The organism is Tardiphaga sp. (assembly GCF_041424195.1).
Taxonomy (GTDB): domain Bacteria; phylum Pseudomonadota; class Alphaproteobacteria; order Rhizobiales; family Xanthobacteraceae; genus Tardiphaga.
The window spans coordinates 1-15607 of sequence record NZ_JBGMOE010000190.1; the positions used below are offsets into that span (position 1 = coordinate 1).

Sequence of the window (15607 nt, forward strand, 5' to 3'; positions counted from 1 at the left end):
TCAAGCCCGGCTCGATGGACAAGCTCGGCTTCACCCGCGAGCGGCTGCGCAAGGACTATCCGCGGCTGATCTGCTGCACCATCACCGGCTATGGCGACACCGGCCCCTACGCCCATCGCAAGGCCTATGACCTCCTGATCCAGGCCGAAAGCGGCCTCGCCTCGATCACCGGCGGCCCCGAAGGCCCGTCGCGCGTCGGCGTCTCCATCGTCGATGTCGCCACGGGTGCAGCCGCCCATGCCGCGATCCTCGAAGCACTGATCGGCCGTTCGGTGTCCGGCGAAGGCGCCGACATTCGCATCTCCATGTTCGACGTGATGGCCGACTGGCTCACCGTGCCGCTGCTCAATGCCGAGGCCGGCAACGATCCGAAGCGCATGGGCCTCGCCCATCCCTCCATCGCGCCTTACGGCGTGTTTCGCTCCAGGGACGGCAAGGACATCCTGATCTCGATCCAGAGCGAGCGTGAGTGGAAGATCCTCTGCGCCAAGGTACTCGGCAATGCCGACCTCGCCGCGGATCCGCGCCTCGTCAACGGCGTCGAGCGCGTGCGCAACCGCGCCTTCACCGACCAGACCGTCAGCGACATCTTCGGATCGCTCAGCCGCGACGAATTGCTGGCACGGCTGACCGAGGCCGACATCGCCTTTGCCGAAGTGAACACCATGGCGGATCTCACCAACCATCCGCATCTGCGGCGCATCACCGTGAACACGCCGAATGGCGAGGTGTCCTATCCGGCGCCGGCGGCGATCTGGGTCGGTGCGCCGCGCAGCTATGGCGCCGTGCCCGGCATCGGCGAAGTGCAGAAGTAGTCTTCAGGATCAGACGGAGGTCATCATGACCGACAAGCTCGACATCGATCACCTCAAGCAGTGGATCGGTCGCACGGACGAGCAGTCCGACGTCATCACCGCGCAGCTCGTGAAAGGCCTGCGCGCGACATTGTTTCTCGACATCGGCACGCCGAAGCCGGGCGACGCCGCGCCGTTCACGACCCATTGGTGCCTCGCCCAGGCGGTGGCGGCCATGGACAAGCTCGGGCCGGATGGCCATCCCGCGCGCGGCGGTTTCCTGCCGCCGGTGCCGCTGCCACGCCGCATGTGGGCCGGCGGCGAAGTGCAGTTCATCGAGCCGCTGCTTGTCGGCGATGAGGTGACGCGCTCGTCGAAAATCCTCGACGTCAATCTCAAGACCGGCTCCACCGGCGCGCTGTGCTTCGTCAATGTGGAGCACCTGATCACCACGAAGCGCGGCCTCGCCATCCGCGAGCGTCAGGACATCGTCTATCGCGACATGCCGACCAGCATGGCGCCGCCCGCGCCCGCACCGAAGGAAGTCCCTGCGGCGAAGCATCGGGAAACGCATTACGCCGATCCCGTGCTGCTGTTCCGCTACAGCGCACTGACCTTCAACGGCCACCGCATCCATTACGACCGCGACTATGTCACCAAGGTCGAGTTCTATCCGGGCCTCGTGTTTCATGGGCCGCTGCAGGCGGCCTTGCTGGTGGAATTCGCGGCGAAGCTGAAGGGCGGCAAGGCGCCCGCGAAATTCAGCTACCGCGGCGTGTCGCCGCTGTTCGACGGCGCGGATTTTTCGGTGAATGCGAATGAGACGGCGGACGGGCTCGAGGTCTGGACGGCGAACCACCAGGGCGCGCCGACCATGAAGGCGACCGCGAGCTGGTAAGTTCGCCGCCCCTCTCCGCCACCACACCCAGCCCTCATCCTGAGGAGCGCGCCCTTGCGCGCGTCTCGAAGGATGATGGGAATGCGCCACCATGGTTCGAGACGGCGCTACGCGCCTCCTCACCATGAGGACGGAGTTTGTTTATGCCCCCTCACGGCATTGACTCACCACACTTTCCTGCTGTTGATGAGTCAACAGCACACGGCAGACAACTGCCCGATAATGTGAGGAAACCGCCTTGGCCCGCGACAGCAAGACAACCGCCGCCCGTACTCCCGTGACCGTCAAGGACGCCACGCTGAATCTCTTGCGCGGTTTCGGCATCAAAAAAGTGTTCGGCAATCCCGGTTCCACCGAACTGCCGTTCCTCTCCGACTGGCCGGACGATATCGACTACGTCCTTGGCCTGCAGGAAGCCTCGGTGATCGGCATGGCCGACGGCTATGCGCAGGCGACGCGCAATGCCGCTTTCGTCAATCTGCATTCCGCCGCCGGCGTCGGCCATGCGCTGGGCAATATCTACACCGCGCATCGCAACCAGACGCCGATGGTGATCACCGCGGGCCAGCAGGCGCGCAGCATCCTGCCGCTGCAAGCGTTCCTCTATGCCGAGCGCGCCTCGGAATTTCCGCGACCCTATGTGAAATACAGCGTCGAGCCCGCGCGTGCCGAGGACGTGCCGGCGGCGATTGCCCGCGCCTATTATGTGGCGATGCAGCCGCCCTGCGGGCCGACCTTCGTCTCGGTGCCGATCGACGACTGGACGCATCAGGCCCAACCTCTTGAAGCACGCCATGTCAGTCGCGAGCTCGGGCCGGATCCCCGGGCGATGCAGGAACTGGTCGCCGCACTCGGCAACAGCAAGACCCCTGCGCTGATCGTCGGCCCCGGGATCGACCGCGCAGAGGCTGTCGATCTGATGGTATCAGTCGCAGAGAAGACCAAAGCCGCCGTCTGGGTCAGCCCGTTCTCTGCGCGTTGCAGTTTCCCGGAGCGTCATCCGCAATTTTGCGGCTTCCTGCACGCCTCGCCGGCGCAACTGTCGGACGCGCTGAAAGACTACGACCTCGTCGTCGTCATCGGCGCGCCGGTCTTCACCTTCCATGTGGAAGGCCATGCGGCAATCTTCGACGGCGATACCACGATCTTCCAGATCACCGACGATGCGGACTCCGCAGCCGTGGCGCCGATCGGCACCAGCATTATCGCGACCATGAAGCCGGCGCTCAAGCTGCTGCTTGAACTGCTACCAGACACGACACGAAACATCGCCAAGGGCCGCATCCTGCCGCCGCCGCCGGTGGCCAGTGACCCGATCCCGATAGATTATCTGCTGCACACGCTGTCGCGGGCCATGCCATCGGATGCGATGCTGGTGGAAGAAGCGCCATCGCATCGCCCGGCGATGCAGAAGTATCTTCCTATGCGCGGCGCCAACAGTTTCTACACCATGACCTCAGGCGGTCTCGGCCACTCGCTGCCGGCATCTGTCGGCATGGCGCTGGGCTATCCGGACCGCCGCACCGTGTGCCTGATCGGCGATGGCTCGGCGATGTATTCGATCCAGGCGCTGTGGACCGCTGCACAGCGCAAATTGCCTTTAACTATAGTGGTTATCAACAATTCCGGTTACGGCGCGATGCGTTCGTTCAGCCAGGTGATGCAGGTGCGCAATGTTCCCGGACTGGATCTTCCCGGTCTGGATTTCGTCAAACTGGCCGAAGGCATGGGCGCGCATGCGGCCCGTGTGAGCAAGTCTTCGGAACTCGCCGGCGCGTTCGGGCAAAGCCTGCAACATCCGGGCGTCAGCCTTGTCGAAGTCATCGTCGACTCGGCCGTTCCTGTGCTTTATGGACAGAAGCATTGATATCATGGGATCATAGCGGAAGGGCCGGCATGACCAAGCAGCCGAACGACAACGCCAAGAAATCGCACAGCTCGCACTGGGGTGCCTTTTCCGGACAGTGGGTCGACGGCAAGCTCGTCATCACGCCGCATCCGATCGATCCCGATCCGAATCCGATCATCCAGAATTTTCCCGAGGCACTCCGCCACAAGGCGCGCATCGCCAAGCCGATGGTGCGCCGTGGCTGGCTCGAAAATGGCCCGGGCCCGGACGATCGGCGCGGCCGCGACGCATTCGTCGAAATGGAATGGGACGAGGTACTCGACCTGCTCGCCGGCGAGCTGAAGCGTGTCAAGGACACCTACAGCGCCAAGGCGATCTATGGCGGCTCCTATGGCTGGTCGAGCGCGGGCCGCTTCCATCACGCACAGAGTCAGATTCATCGCTTCCTGAACGTCGCGCTCGGCGGCTATGTGCGTTCGGTCAACAGCTACTCGGCCGGCGCATCGACGGTGCTCATCCCGCACATCCTCGGCAACTACGAAGACATGACCCGCCGCAATATCGGCTGGGACGAGATCGTCGAACACACCGATATCATCCTCGCCTTCGGCGGCATGAACACCAAGAACTCGCGCGTTGCCGGCGGCGGCATCAGCAAGCATACCGAACATCGCGACATGATCGCGCTCTCCAAGCGCGGCGGCGAACTCGTGCTGATCTCGCCGCTGAAGAGCGACCTGCCGGATGAGGTCAACCAGGACTGGGTCGCCGCGCGTCCCGGCACCGACGTGGCGCTGATGCTCGGCATCGCGCACACCGCGGTCATGGACGGCACCCATGATCGCGCGTTCCTCGCCAGCCACACCCATGGCTGGGACACCTTCGAGGACTATCTGATGGGCCGCAGCGACGGCCAGCCGAAAGATGCCGCCTGGGCTGCCGGCATCACCGGCCTCACAGCCGAGGCCATCCTCAAGCTGGCGCGTCGCCTGCCCGGCAAGCGCGCGCTGTTCGTCGTGGCGCATTCGCTGCAGCGGGCCAAGCATGGCGAACAGCCGGTCTGGATGGCTTCGGTGCTGTCGGCGATGTTCGGCCAGTCCGGGCTGCCCGGCGGCGGCTTCGGCTATGCGCTCGGCGCCATCGCGAATTACGGACGCCGCCAGAATGCCGTGCCGATCGCCGGCCTGCCGCAGGGCAAGAACGGCGTCAGCGAGTTCATCCCGGTGGCGCGCGTCAGCGACATGCTGCTCAATCCCGGCGCACCGTTCGAATATAACGGCGCGCATATGACCTATCCGGATATCAAGCTGGTCTATTGGGCCGGCGGCAATCCGTTCCATCACCATCAGGATCTCAACCGACTGCGCAAGGCCTTTGCGCGCGTCGATACGCTTGTCGTGCACGACCTCGCCTGGACGGCATCGGCGCGCCATGCCGACTTCGTGCTTCCCTGCACCATGAGCCTGGAGCGCGAGGACATCGGCTCGTCGCAGACCGATCCGCTGATGGTCGCTATGCATCAAATGGCCGAGCCGTTCGGCGATGCACGCGACGACTATGCGATCTTCACCGGCCTGTCCGAACGCCTCGGCAAGGCCGATGAATTCACCGAAGGCCGCACGCCGCGCGAATGGCTGAAGCATCTCTATCAGCCGACTTATGACGGGCTCAAAGCCAAGGGTCTCGACGCGCCGGACTTCGACGCCTTCTGGGCCGCCGGCGAAGTGATGCTGCCGCAATTGCCGCTGGATGGCGGCACCCTGCGTGCGTTCCGCGACGATCCCGAGGGCAAGCCGCTGCCGACCACCAGCGGCAAGATCGAGATCACGTCCGACACCATCGCCAGCTTTGGCTACGACGACTGCCCCGGCCATCCGGTCTGGCTCGCGCCCGAAGACACTGTCGATGCGACCAATCCGCTGCAGCTCGTCGCCAACCAGCCGGCGTCACGGCTGCACAGCCAGCTCGATTTCGGTGGGCATAGCAGCGCCGAGAAGCGCCGCGGCCGCGAGGTTGCGCGGATGCATCCGGTCGACGCGGATGCGCGCGGCATCGAGGATGGCGACATCATCAAGCTGTTCAACCAGCGCGGCGCCTGCCTCGCTTCCGTCGTCCTCACCGAAGACGTCATGGCCGGCGTGGTGCAACTGCCGACCGGCGCCTATTACGATCCCGAGGATCCGAACGAGGAGAAGCCGCTCTGCGTGCACGGCAATCCGAATGTGCTGACAAGGGACACCGGCACCTCGCGCCTTGCGCAAGGCTGCACCGGACAATTGACGGTCGTGAATGTCGAGAAATTCACCGGCAACCTGCCGCCGATCCAGGCCTATGATCCGCCGGTGCCGGTGATCTGGCCACGCCCGCCGAAGCTCGAAGCGGCGGAGTGATCTTACCTCTCCCCGCTCTTTGCGGGGCGAGGTTAAGGAAGCCCTGCGCCCCTCACTTCGTCCCGAACGTCTCGCGCATCTTCGCCTGGATCTTGGCCATGCCGCCGATCCAGCGATCGTAGTTCTCGGTCTTCTTGCGCATGTAATCGATCACCTGCTTGTGCGGCAGGATCAGGAACGTCTCGGCCTCGATCCCCGCCAGCGCATCCTGCGCGACCTGCTCCGGCGACAGATTGCCGTCGTCGGATTGCGGGCCCTTCGGGATGTTCTTCAGCATGTTGGTGTCGACGCCCTGCGGGCACAGGATCGAGACCTTGATGTTATCGGCCCGGTGCGAGATCGCGAGATTTTCGGCGAAGCCGACCGCGGCATGTTTGGTGGTCGAATAGGCCGGGCTGCCGACCTGCGACAGCAAGCCCGCCGCGGAAATCGTGTTGAGAAAATAACCGCCGCCACGCGCCTTGTAGAGCGGGATCAGATGCCGCGCGGCATAGACATGGGCCATCACATGGATCGCCCAGCTCCGCGCCCATGGTTCATCCGATGTGCCACCGGCATTCGGGCTCATGGGATCGAAGCCGCCGCCGATGCCGGCATTGGAACAGAACAAAGCGATCGGGCCGAACTGCCGCTCGGTCTCCGCGATCACATGCTCGATGTCCGGTTCCTTGCTGACGTCGCATTTGAACCACGCGCCACCGATGGCGTCGGCGACGGCTCGCGCGCGCGCGCCGTCGAGATCGACGACGACGACTTTCGCTGCACCCGCTTTATGAAATGTCTCGCACAGCGCCTGGCCAATGCCATTGGCGCCACCGGTCACGACGACGACCTTGCCGTCTACCCGCATGCCGCACTCCCCCTGATGTTCTTGTTTCTTGTTAGAGCGTGATCTGATCCGAGAACCGGTATCCAGTTTTCGGGATCATGCTCTAGGTGCTCAGCACCATGTCGAGCACAGCCGTATAGTGGCATGCGGCGCCGAGCAGGACAAATCCGTGCCAGATCGCATTCTGGAAACGCAGCCGCTGCCAGGCGTGGAACACCACACCGAGTGTGTAGAGCGTGCCGCCGGCAGCGACGAACCACATGGTGAGCGGCGGCAGCGGCGTGAACACGGCGTCATAGGCCATCAGGCCGCTCCAGCCCATGGCGAGATAGAGCACGACCGCGAGGCGATCGAAGCGGCCGGGATAACGCAGCTTGATGACGATGCCGGTGATGGCGACGCTCCACACGCCGGCGAGCAGCGAGATCGCGAGCCGCGTATTGTCGATCTGCGCAAAAAACGGCGTGTAGGTGGCGGCGATCAGCAGATAGATCGCGGAGTGATCGAAGCGGCGCAGGAACCACTTTCGCGGCGACACCGGCCACATATTATAGATCGCCGACAGCACCAGCATGGCCAGCAAGCCCGCGGAATAGACCGAGACGGTGACGACTTCATAGGCGGTGGCGAATACGGCGGCGAGGACGATGAGAACAGTCGCGGCAATCAGGCCGGAGAACACGCCGAGGCCGTGAACGATGCCGTCGGCGATCAGTTCGGCGCGGTCGTAATTCCAGCGGATCGCTCCGGCCACCTTGTGAGCGGAGTTGGTGGTCAGCTCTTTCAAGCGGAAAACAGTCATGGTGGCGTCAACCCGGCCGGTGCGATGCGGTGAGCTTGCCCCGCAAGCTCGCCTGTGACTACCCCTGCAGCAGCGATAGATCATAGGCTGGACATCGTCAACGAAAGCCGAACGACGGAGTGACGACGGTTTCGTGACGAGCTTGATTTCAGCCCGATAATCGCCATTTTTGAAGGCAGACCGCCCCCCGCGCACCATTCACCATGATGAGTTTTCACCCACGATGCCCAGCCTGTCCGAACTCGTCGAAGAAGCACGGCTGTCCGCGCGCGCATTGCTCGATTATGGCGAGGGTCTGTTCAATCCCACGGTGCGGCTTGGAGTCACGGGCCTGTCGCGCGCCGGCAAGACGGTATTCATTACCGCACTCGTTCATGGCCTGACGCGCGGCGGACGCTTTCCGGTGTTCGAGTCCCTGGCTACAGGGCGCATCGCCAAGGCGCGCCTCGCGCCGCAGCCCGACGATGCCGTGCCGCGATTTGCCTATGAGGATCATCTGCGCACGCTGATCGATGAACGCCGCTGGCCGAACTCGACCACCGATATCAGCGAGTTGCGTCTGGTCATCGACTATCAGCGTGCGAGCGGCACCGACCGCACGCTGACGCTCGATATCGTCGACTATCCCGGCGAATGGCTGCTGGATCTTCCGCTGCTGGGCAAGAGCTATGAGGAATGGTCGGCCGAAAGTCTTGCGCTGTCGCGCCAAGGACCGCGCGCGGCACTGGCTGCCGCCTTTCATGCGCATCTCGCGACGCTCGATACTAACGCACCGGAAAACGAGCAGGCAACGCTCATCGCAGCCAGACTCTTCACCGACTATCTGCGCGCCTGCCGCGACGATCGCTTCGCCATGAGCCTGCTGCCGCCGGGCCGCTTTCTGATGCCGGGCAATCTCGCGGGCTCGCCGGCTTTGACATTTGCGCCGCTGGACGTGCCCCCCGATGGCGGCGCGCCGGATGGCTCGCTGTGGGCGATGATGAAGCGGCGCTACGAGGCCTACAAGGATGTCGTCGTCAGGCCGTTCTATCGCGATCACTTCGCGCGGCTGGATCGCCAGATCGTGCTGGTCGATGCGCTCTCCGCCTTCAATGCCGGCCCGGAAGCACTGCACGATCTCGAAGCGGCCCTCGCCGGCATTCTCGACAGTTTCCGCATCGGCCGCGGCACGATCCTGAGTACGCTGTTTCGTCCGCGCGTCGATCGCATTCTGTTTGCAGCGACCAAGGCCGATCATCTGCATCACCTCAGCCATGACCGGCTCGAAGACATCCTGCGGCGCACCGTGACCAAGGCCGTTGCGCGCTCCGAACTGGCCGGCGCCGCCGTCGATGTCGTCGCCATCGCCGCGGTCCGCGCCACCAAGGAAGCGCTGGTGCAGCGCGGCCGTGACAAGCTGCCGTCGATCATCGGCACGCCGGTCGCCGGCGAGGTCGCCAATGGCGAGACATTCGATGGCGAGACCGAAGTGGCGACGTTCCCCGGCGATCTGCCGACCGATCTGGATGGCTTGTTCGAGGGTCGTTCCTTCAAGGGTCTCTCGACAGATGCCGCCGACAAGGCCGACTATCGCTTCTTACGCTTCCGCCCGCCGCTGCTCACGCGCGACAGCGGCGAGGAGCCGGCGCTGCCTCACATCCGCCTCGACCGCGCGCTCCAGTTCCTGATCGGAGACAGGCTGCAATGACCGACCGTACGCGCCGCCCGGCCACGTTCCGGCTCGACGATCCCCATGTCACGGTGATGGACGCCGACGAGGACGCCGGCCGCCTCACCCGCGGCACCATCCGCATCACGCCGGAAGCCGATCCGATGGCGATGCCCGTCGTCATCGACGAACCGCCACGACCCGTGCGCACCGGTTTCCGCTGGGGCACGCTGTTCTGGACCGGACTCGGCGGCCTCGTGCTGCTCGGCACGGGTCTGGGCGTCACGCAACTGGTCCGCGACCTGTTCGCGATCAATGACGGTCTCGGCTTTGTCGGCCTCGGCTTCGCCGCGCTGGTCAGTGTCGCGCTGATCGCCATCATCACACGCGAAGCACTGAGCCTGATGCGGCTCGCCACCATCGAGAAGCTGCATGCCCGCGCGCTGGCCGTGATCGCCAGCGACGATCATGCCGAGAGCCGCGCGGTACTCGCCGATCTGCTGAAGCTCGCGCACAGCAATCCGCGGCTCGCCCGCGCGCGCACGGCCCTGCAGGGCCATGCCGGCGATATCATCGACGGCGCGGATCTCATTCGCGTGGCCGAACGTGAATTGATGAGCCCGCTCGACATCGAGGCGCGTCGCCTCGTCTCGGTTGCCGCGCAACGCGTCTCGGTGGTCACCGCCATCAGCCCGCGTGCGCTGGTCGATGTGTTGTTCGTCGCTGCCGCGGCGATCCGGCTGGTGCGCCAGCTGGCAAAACTTTATGGCGGCCGGCCGGGGACGCTCGGCATGATCACCTTGATGCGCCATGCCATCAGCCATCTTGCCATTACCGGCGGCATGGCCGCCAGCGACAGCATGATCCAGCAGGTGCTCGGCCATGGCATCGCCGCGAAACTCTCGCAGCGCCTCGGCGAAGGCGTGCTGAATGGGCTGCTCACCGCAAGGCTCGGGCTTGCTGCGATCGACGTGACGCGGCCATTGCCGTTCACGGCACTGCCGCGCCCGCAGCTTGGCGACCTCGCCAAGGATCTGCTGCGCAAGCGGGACGGGGAAGAGTAGTCCCTCGCCCCGCAAGCGGGGAGAGGTTATCTCAGCGCGCTGCCAGCTGAATGCGTGACGGCACAGACATCTCCGCCAGCGCCGGCCACTTGTAGAATGGCGTGTCGGGCGCAGGCGTCAGGTCCGGCGTCCAGCCGGTGAGCTTGTCGATCGCATAGTGCTTCATCGCCGTGCCGCGCCAGATGGTGTCGACTTCGGCGAGAGGCGTGAGCACCGCACTGGTCGTCGCCAGCAGCGGGCGCTGGTTGTCCGCGGTCTGCGCGATATAGAGTCCGCTGCGATCTCTGATCTTGTCCATGCCGGGATCGCGGAAGCCCAGAAACCGCGCGCGCTCATTGACCTGCACCACCGGCACCTTGTCCTTCAGATGCCAGCGCAGCATCGCATAGGTGCGGTAGTCAGTCGTCGCGATCCAGGTGGCGCCGGTGGTCTTCATTTCGGCCAGCGCGCGGTCGGCCAGCACCCGATAACCGCCCTCGCCGCCGAGCGGATCGTTCTTGCCGATCAGATTCCACGGCGCGGCCACGCAATACAGGAACACCAGCACCACCAGCGGAATGCCGGTGGCGATGGCGGCGATGGTCCAGCCATAGGAGGCGCGCACCATGCGCTTCGACCAGCCGTCGCCCGGCAGTTTCGTGAGATTGATCGCCGCCGCGGCGATGCCGGCGGGCCACAGGAACATCGGCCAGGTGTCACCGACCCGCAATGTCAGTGACTTCCACGCGAAATACAGAAACGGCACCAGCACGCAGGTGGCAAGCAGGATCGCGACCGGTTCGCGGCGGCGATAACCGCGCCACGCCATCGCAACGACAGCGGAGAGGATGACCGGCATCAGGATGAAGCCGACCTGGCCGAATTGCAGGCCGAGAAAATCGCCGAGCGTGCGCAGCGACACCTCGTTATTGGTGGTCGCACGGATGAACTGGAACCTGAACGACGCCCAGTCGTGTCCGGCATTCCAGATCAGCACCGGCGACGAGATCGCAAGTGCGATCAGCACGGCGAGCCATGGATACGGGCTGCGCAGCCAGCGCCCGCGCCATTCCGGCACCAGCATGAAAGCGAGAATGCCCGGCACGAACATCACCACGGTCAACTTCGACAACAGCGCGAGGCCGCCGAACGCGCCGGCGGCGAGCCACCAGCGCCCGTCGTGGCTTTCGGCCAGCCGCACCAGCGCCCACAGCATCGCCATGGCGAACGGGATCAGCGCCACGTCCGGCGCCACCTTGGCCATCAGCAATCCGTAATACAGCGCGGCTTCCGACATCAGCACCGCCAGCAGCACGGCGCGCAGATCCTGCGTGACGCGGCGGACGATGTCGGCGAGCAGCAGTTGCGTCACCGCCATCGCCACGATACCGGCAAAACGCGCGCCGAAATTCGTGTCGCCGAATAGCCACGTCCCGAAGCGGATGAACCAGGAAATCATCGGCGGGTGATCGAGGAACGACAGCACGTTTTCCTTCGACCAGGTCCAGTAATAGGCCTCGTCGGTGCGCAGATCGAACAGCCCGGCATAGATCAGCCGCATCGCGGTCAGCGCCACCAGCAATGCGCCGATCGCCCAAAAGGCGCGGCGGGCGACATTCCGATCGAGGTAAGGGTCGGGAAAGGGCCTCATCGCCGAGCTTTTCGGCGGACTTCGCCACGGTGTCAACTTATTGACTTTACTGCGGGATAAGGTCTGTCCGGAGGCTGCTCCGGATGGCATCGGAGCGCGTCCCGCCGTAGGATTTCGCCATGGACGCGACATTCAAGACAGCCGGCAAGCCACTTGAGGCCGCCCCGGCCGCCGCATGGTGGCGGAGCATCGGCCTGCGCCAGATCCGCCTCGCCTGCGGGCTGGTGCTGTTCACCTACCTGCTCAGCCATTTCCTCAACCACGCACTCGGCAACATCTCGCTCGACGCGTTGCAGGCCGGCGTCATCATCCATGCCGGCTTCTGGCAATCCTTTCCGGTCGCCGAGATCTTTTATTCGGCCGTGACGATCCATATGGCGCTGGGAATCTGGGCGCTGTACGAACGCCGGCAATTTCGCTGGCGGGCCATCGAGCCGCTGCAACTCGTGCTCGGGCTCAGTATCCCGGCACTCATCGTCGCCCATGTTGTCGCGGTCAGGCTCGGCCAGAACCTGTTCGATATCGACCGCAGCTACCCGCAGGTGTTCTACAGCTCGATTACATCTCCGCTCAAAATGTGGTCGATGTATCTCGTGGTGCTCGTGTCCTGGCTTCACGGCTGCATCGGATTGTACTTCTGGCTACGGCTGAAAACCTATTTCAAGCGCCTGGCGCCCTACTTGCTTGCAGCAGCCGTTCTGATTCCGACACTGGCGCTGCTGGGCATCTTTCAGGGCAAGCGCGAGGTCGAAGCGAAGCTGGCGTCGCCGCAATGGCGGGCGGCAAATCTCAACGAGACACGGCTCGGCACCGAGCCGCAACAACAGACGCTGGGCGATCTCACGGATCAGCTCCTGATCGGTTATGCCGCGCTGCTCGCCATCGCGCTGGCGGCGCGCGGCATCCGGCAGGTGGTGGAGCAGCGCGCCGGGATGATCAATCTCGCCTATGGCGATGGCCGCAAAATCCGCGTTCCCACGGGACTTAGCATCCTCGAAGCCAGTCTGCGCCATCGCGTTCCGCATGCCAGCGTCTGCGGCGGACGCGCGCGCTGCTCGACCTGCCGCATTCGTGTCACCAGCGACATCGCCAGACTGCCGGCACCGTCAGCACGCGAAGCCTTCATTCTGAGCCGGATTGGTGCGGGCGCCGATCCCGCGGTTCGCCTTGCCTGCCAATTGCGACCGACGACCGATGTGGCCTTCGTGCAATTGTTCGCGCCGCAGGTGACCAGCGCGAATGCCCATGCATCGCATCCGACGCGGATCGGCCAGGAGCGCTATCTCGTCTGCATGTTCGTGGACATGCGCGGTTCGACCATGCTCGCCGAAAAGCGATTGCCGTTCGACACGGTGTTTATCGTCAATCGCTTCCTCAATGCCGTCTCGCAAGCGGTGATCGCAAGTGGCGGCCAGCCCAACCAGTTCATCGGTGATGGCGAACTGGCGCTGTTCGGTCTTGCCAGCGATCCGCAGACGGCATGCCGTCAGGCTCTGCAGGCCGCACACCTCATCGCCGAAAATATCGACGAACTCAATCGCACCCTCGCCCATGACCTGCCGCAGCCGCTGCGTTTCGGCATCGGCATTCACGGCGGCGAAGTCATCGTCGGCGATATCGGCTATCGCGATCACATGGTGTTCACGGCGCTCGGCGATGCCGTCAACGTTGCTGCGCGCCTGCAGGACATGACCAAAAGCCTCGCTTGCGAAGTGATCATCTCCGAAGAAGTCTGCACCACCGCGGGGCTCGCGGCCGATGCACTGCCACATCAGGATGTTGCGATCCGCGGCCGCGCCGCACCGATGAATGTGCGCATGATCACAGACGCGAAGGTGCTTTCAACCCTCGTCACCGGCGATATCGTTGCTGCGTCCTGACGCTGTTATTGCAGGACGCGGCGGTGGCATCCGCCTGAACAGGCGTTCAGAAAATTCCTTCTGACATTCCTCGAACCCGCTCCGAAATCGATGCGACGAATTTGCGATGGATCGAACAGACAGATCCCGCAACCAGCGCTTCGCGCATCACTGAAGGAGAATGATCATGTTTCGCAAACTCGCACTCGCATTCGTTGCTGCAGCTTCTCTCGGCGCGATGGCACTGACGCCGTCCACCGCATCGGCCCATGGCTGGGGCTGGCATGGCGGCCATCACCACTTCCATGGCGGCGGCTTTTACGGTCCCGCTTTCGGCATCGGCTATGTCGGTGGCGGCGGATGCTATGTGAGCCGCCGCGTGATGACGCCCTGGGGCTTGCGCTGGCGCACGGTGAACGTCTGCTACTGAACTATTGCAATCAGGCAGGGCCCCGATCGCGATACCGGTCGGGGGCTTTTGCTGCGTTGCAATGGCTGGCATGAGTTCCGGCTGCAGATTCCGGACGCCATTTCTCAAAAGCAAAAATTGACTTGTCGAAGCTTGGCGCGACTATGGGGTCAAGGTGTCCGTGATGACGGCGCCACATGACAGCTTCGGAGGAAGCCCATGCTCGATCGCCGAGAATTGATGAAACGTGCCGGTGCAGGATTGACTGCACTGGGCGCTGCGACAACGCTTGACCCGCTCAAATCCTTTGCGCTCGACACCGTAACCTTGCCGTTCGACAACGGCGAGCGACCGCTGGTCAAATATCCGCAGAAGCGCCGTCTGATCGGCATCACCAGCCGCCCGCCGCAACTCGAGACGCCGTTTGCGGTCTTCAATGAAGGCGTGATCACGCCGAATGATGCGTTCTTCGTCCGATATCACCTCGCCGACATTCCGCTCAGCATCGATCCCGATACATTCACGCTGGAGATCAAGGGCAGCGTCGAGCGGCCGACCAAGCTGTCGCTGAAAGAGCTTAAGGCGATGCCTGCGCTGGAGATCGTCGCCGTCAACCAGTGCTCGGGCAACAGCCGCGGATTTTTCAACCCGCGCGTTGCCGGCGGTCAGCTCGGCAATGGCGCGATGGGCAATGCGCGCTGGCGCGGCGTCCCGCTCAAGGCCGTGCTCGACAAAGCGGGCGTCAAGGCCGGCGCCAAACAGGTGACCTTTGGCGGGCTCGATGGTCCCGTCAGTGACAAGACGCCGGATTTCGCCAAGGCGCTCGACCTCGACCATGCCCGCGATGGCGAGGTGATGCTGGCCTATGCGATGAATGGCGCCGATCTGCCGATGCTCAATGGCTTCCCGCTGCGGCTCGTAGTGCCCGGCTATTACGGCACCTATTGGGTCAAGCACCTCAACGAGATCACGGTGATCGACACTGTGTTCGATAATTTCTGGATGAAGTCGGCCTACCGGATACCGGACAATGACTGCAATTGCGTCGAGCCCGGCACCGCGCCGAAGACCACCATTCCGATCAATCGCTTCACGGTGCGTTCCTTCATCACGAGTGTCAGCGACGGCGCCAGACTGAAGGCCGGCACGACGACGCTGAAGGGCATCGCGTTCGACGGCGGCAAGGGCATCAAGGATGTCGCGATCTCGACCGATGGCGGCAAGGCATGGATGCCGGCGACGCTCGGCAAGGACCTTGGCAACTATTCGTTCCGGGAATGGACACTGCCGGTCAAGCTTGCCGCCGGCCCACACGAGATCAAGGTGCGCGCGACCAACAAGGCCGGCGTATCGCAACCGATGGAGGCGCTGTGGAATCCCGCCGGATATCTCCGCAACGTCGTCGAAACCGTTCGCGTCACCGCGGCCTAAGGGG

The 15607-nt window shown here is 64.0% G+C and carries 12 protein-coding genes; 9 read left to right on the top strand and 3 right to left on the bottom strand.

Annotated features, from left to right (window positions below; all coding sequences use genetic code 11):
• The 4 genes from ACEK02_RS25090 to ACEK02_RS25105 form a co-directional block, all read left to right on the top strand.
• Positions 1-815, top strand: an 815-nt coding sequence (locus ACEK02_RS25090) for a CaiB/BaiF CoA transferase family protein (protein ID WP_371424208.1), incomplete at its 5' end; no start/stop codon positions are given.
• A 25-nt stretch (positions 816-840) separates the two neighbouring features.
• Positions 841-1692: a MaoC family dehydratase N-terminal domain-containing protein gene (locus ACEK02_RS25095; protein ID WP_371424209.1), complete on the top strand. Its 852-nt coding sequence runs from the start codon at positions 841-843 to the stop codon at positions 1690-1692.
• Positions 1693-1930: 238 nt separating this feature from the next.
• Positions 1931-3559 (top strand): benzoylformate decarboxylase, encoded by a 1629-nt coding sequence (gene mdlC / locus ACEK02_RS25100; RefSeq protein WP_371424210.1) that lies wholly within the window; start codon positions 1931-1933, stop codon positions 3557-3559.
• A 29-nt stretch (positions 3560-3588) separates the two neighbouring features.
• On the top strand, positions 3589-5931 hold the full coding sequence (locus ACEK02_RS25105; RefSeq protein ID WP_371424211.1) for a molybdopterin guanine dinucleotide-containing S/N-oxide reductase: 2343 nt from the start codon (positions 3589-3591) through the stop codon (positions 5929-5931).
• A gap of 52 nt (positions 5932-5983) precedes the next feature.
• On the opposite strand, the gene ACEK02_RS25110 is transcribed toward ACEK02_RS25105, so the two are convergent.
• Together ACEK02_RS25110 and ACEK02_RS25115 are read right to left on the bottom strand one after the other, a co-directional pair.
• On the bottom strand, positions 5984-6781 hold the full coding sequence (locus ACEK02_RS25110; RefSeq protein WP_371424212.1) for an SDR family oxidoreductase: 798 nt from the start codon (positions 6779-6781) through the stop codon (positions 5984-5986).
• A gap of 82 nt (positions 6782-6863) precedes the next feature.
• Positions 6864-7562, bottom strand: a complete 699-nt coding sequence (locus ACEK02_RS25115) for a hemolysin III family protein (protein WP_371424213.1) — start codon at positions 7560-7562, stop codon at positions 6864-6866.
• Positions 7563-7785: 223 nt separating this feature from the next.
• Between ACEK02_RS25115 and ACEK02_RS25120 the strand changes: the two genes are divergently transcribed.
• Together ACEK02_RS25120 and ACEK02_RS25125 are read left to right on the top strand one after the other, a co-directional pair.
• Complete coding sequence (locus tag ACEK02_RS25120) at positions 7786-9249, top strand: YcjX family protein (RefSeq protein WP_371424214.1); 1464 nt, start codon at positions 7786-7788, stop codon at positions 9247-9249.
• The gene (locus ACEK02_RS25125) at positions 9246-10274 is read left to right on the top strand and encodes a YcjF family protein (RefSeq protein ID WP_371424215.1); all 1029 of its coding nucleotides are present in this window, start codon (positions 9246-9248) and stop codon (positions 10272-10274) included. Before ACEK02_RS25120 ends, ACEK02_RS25125 begins: the two co-directional genes overlap by 4 nt.
• A gap of 31 nt (positions 10275-10305) precedes the next feature.
• Here ACEK02_RS25125 and ACEK02_RS25130 read toward each other — a convergent pair whose 3' ends face one another.
• Positions 10306-11904, bottom strand: a complete 1599-nt coding sequence (locus tag ACEK02_RS25130) for a glycosyltransferase family 39 protein (RefSeq protein ID WP_371424216.1) — start codon at positions 11902-11904, stop codon at positions 10306-10308.
• A gap of 119 nt (positions 11905-12023) precedes the next feature.
• Between ACEK02_RS25130 and ACEK02_RS25135 the strand changes: the two genes are divergently transcribed.
• The 3 genes from ACEK02_RS25135 (at position 12024) to ACEK02_RS25145 (ending at position 15603) form a co-directional block, all read left to right on the top strand.
• Positions 12024-13784 (top strand): adenylate/guanylate cyclase domain-containing protein, encoded by a 1761-nt coding sequence (locus tag ACEK02_RS25135; protein WP_371424217.1) that lies wholly within the window; start codon positions 12024-12026, stop codon positions 13782-13784.
• Positions 13785-13950: 166 nt separating this feature from the next.
• Positions 13951-14193, top strand: a complete 243-nt coding sequence (locus tag ACEK02_RS25140) for a hypothetical protein (protein WP_371424218.1) — start codon at positions 13951-13953, stop codon at positions 14191-14193.
• A 198-nt stretch (positions 14194-14391) separates the two neighbouring features.
• A complete protein-coding gene (locus ACEK02_RS25145) occupies positions 14392-15603 on the top strand; it encodes a molybdopterin-dependent oxidoreductase (protein ID WP_371424219.1) in 1212 nt (403 codons plus the stop codon).
• Positions 15604-15607: the final 4 nt, after the last annotated feature.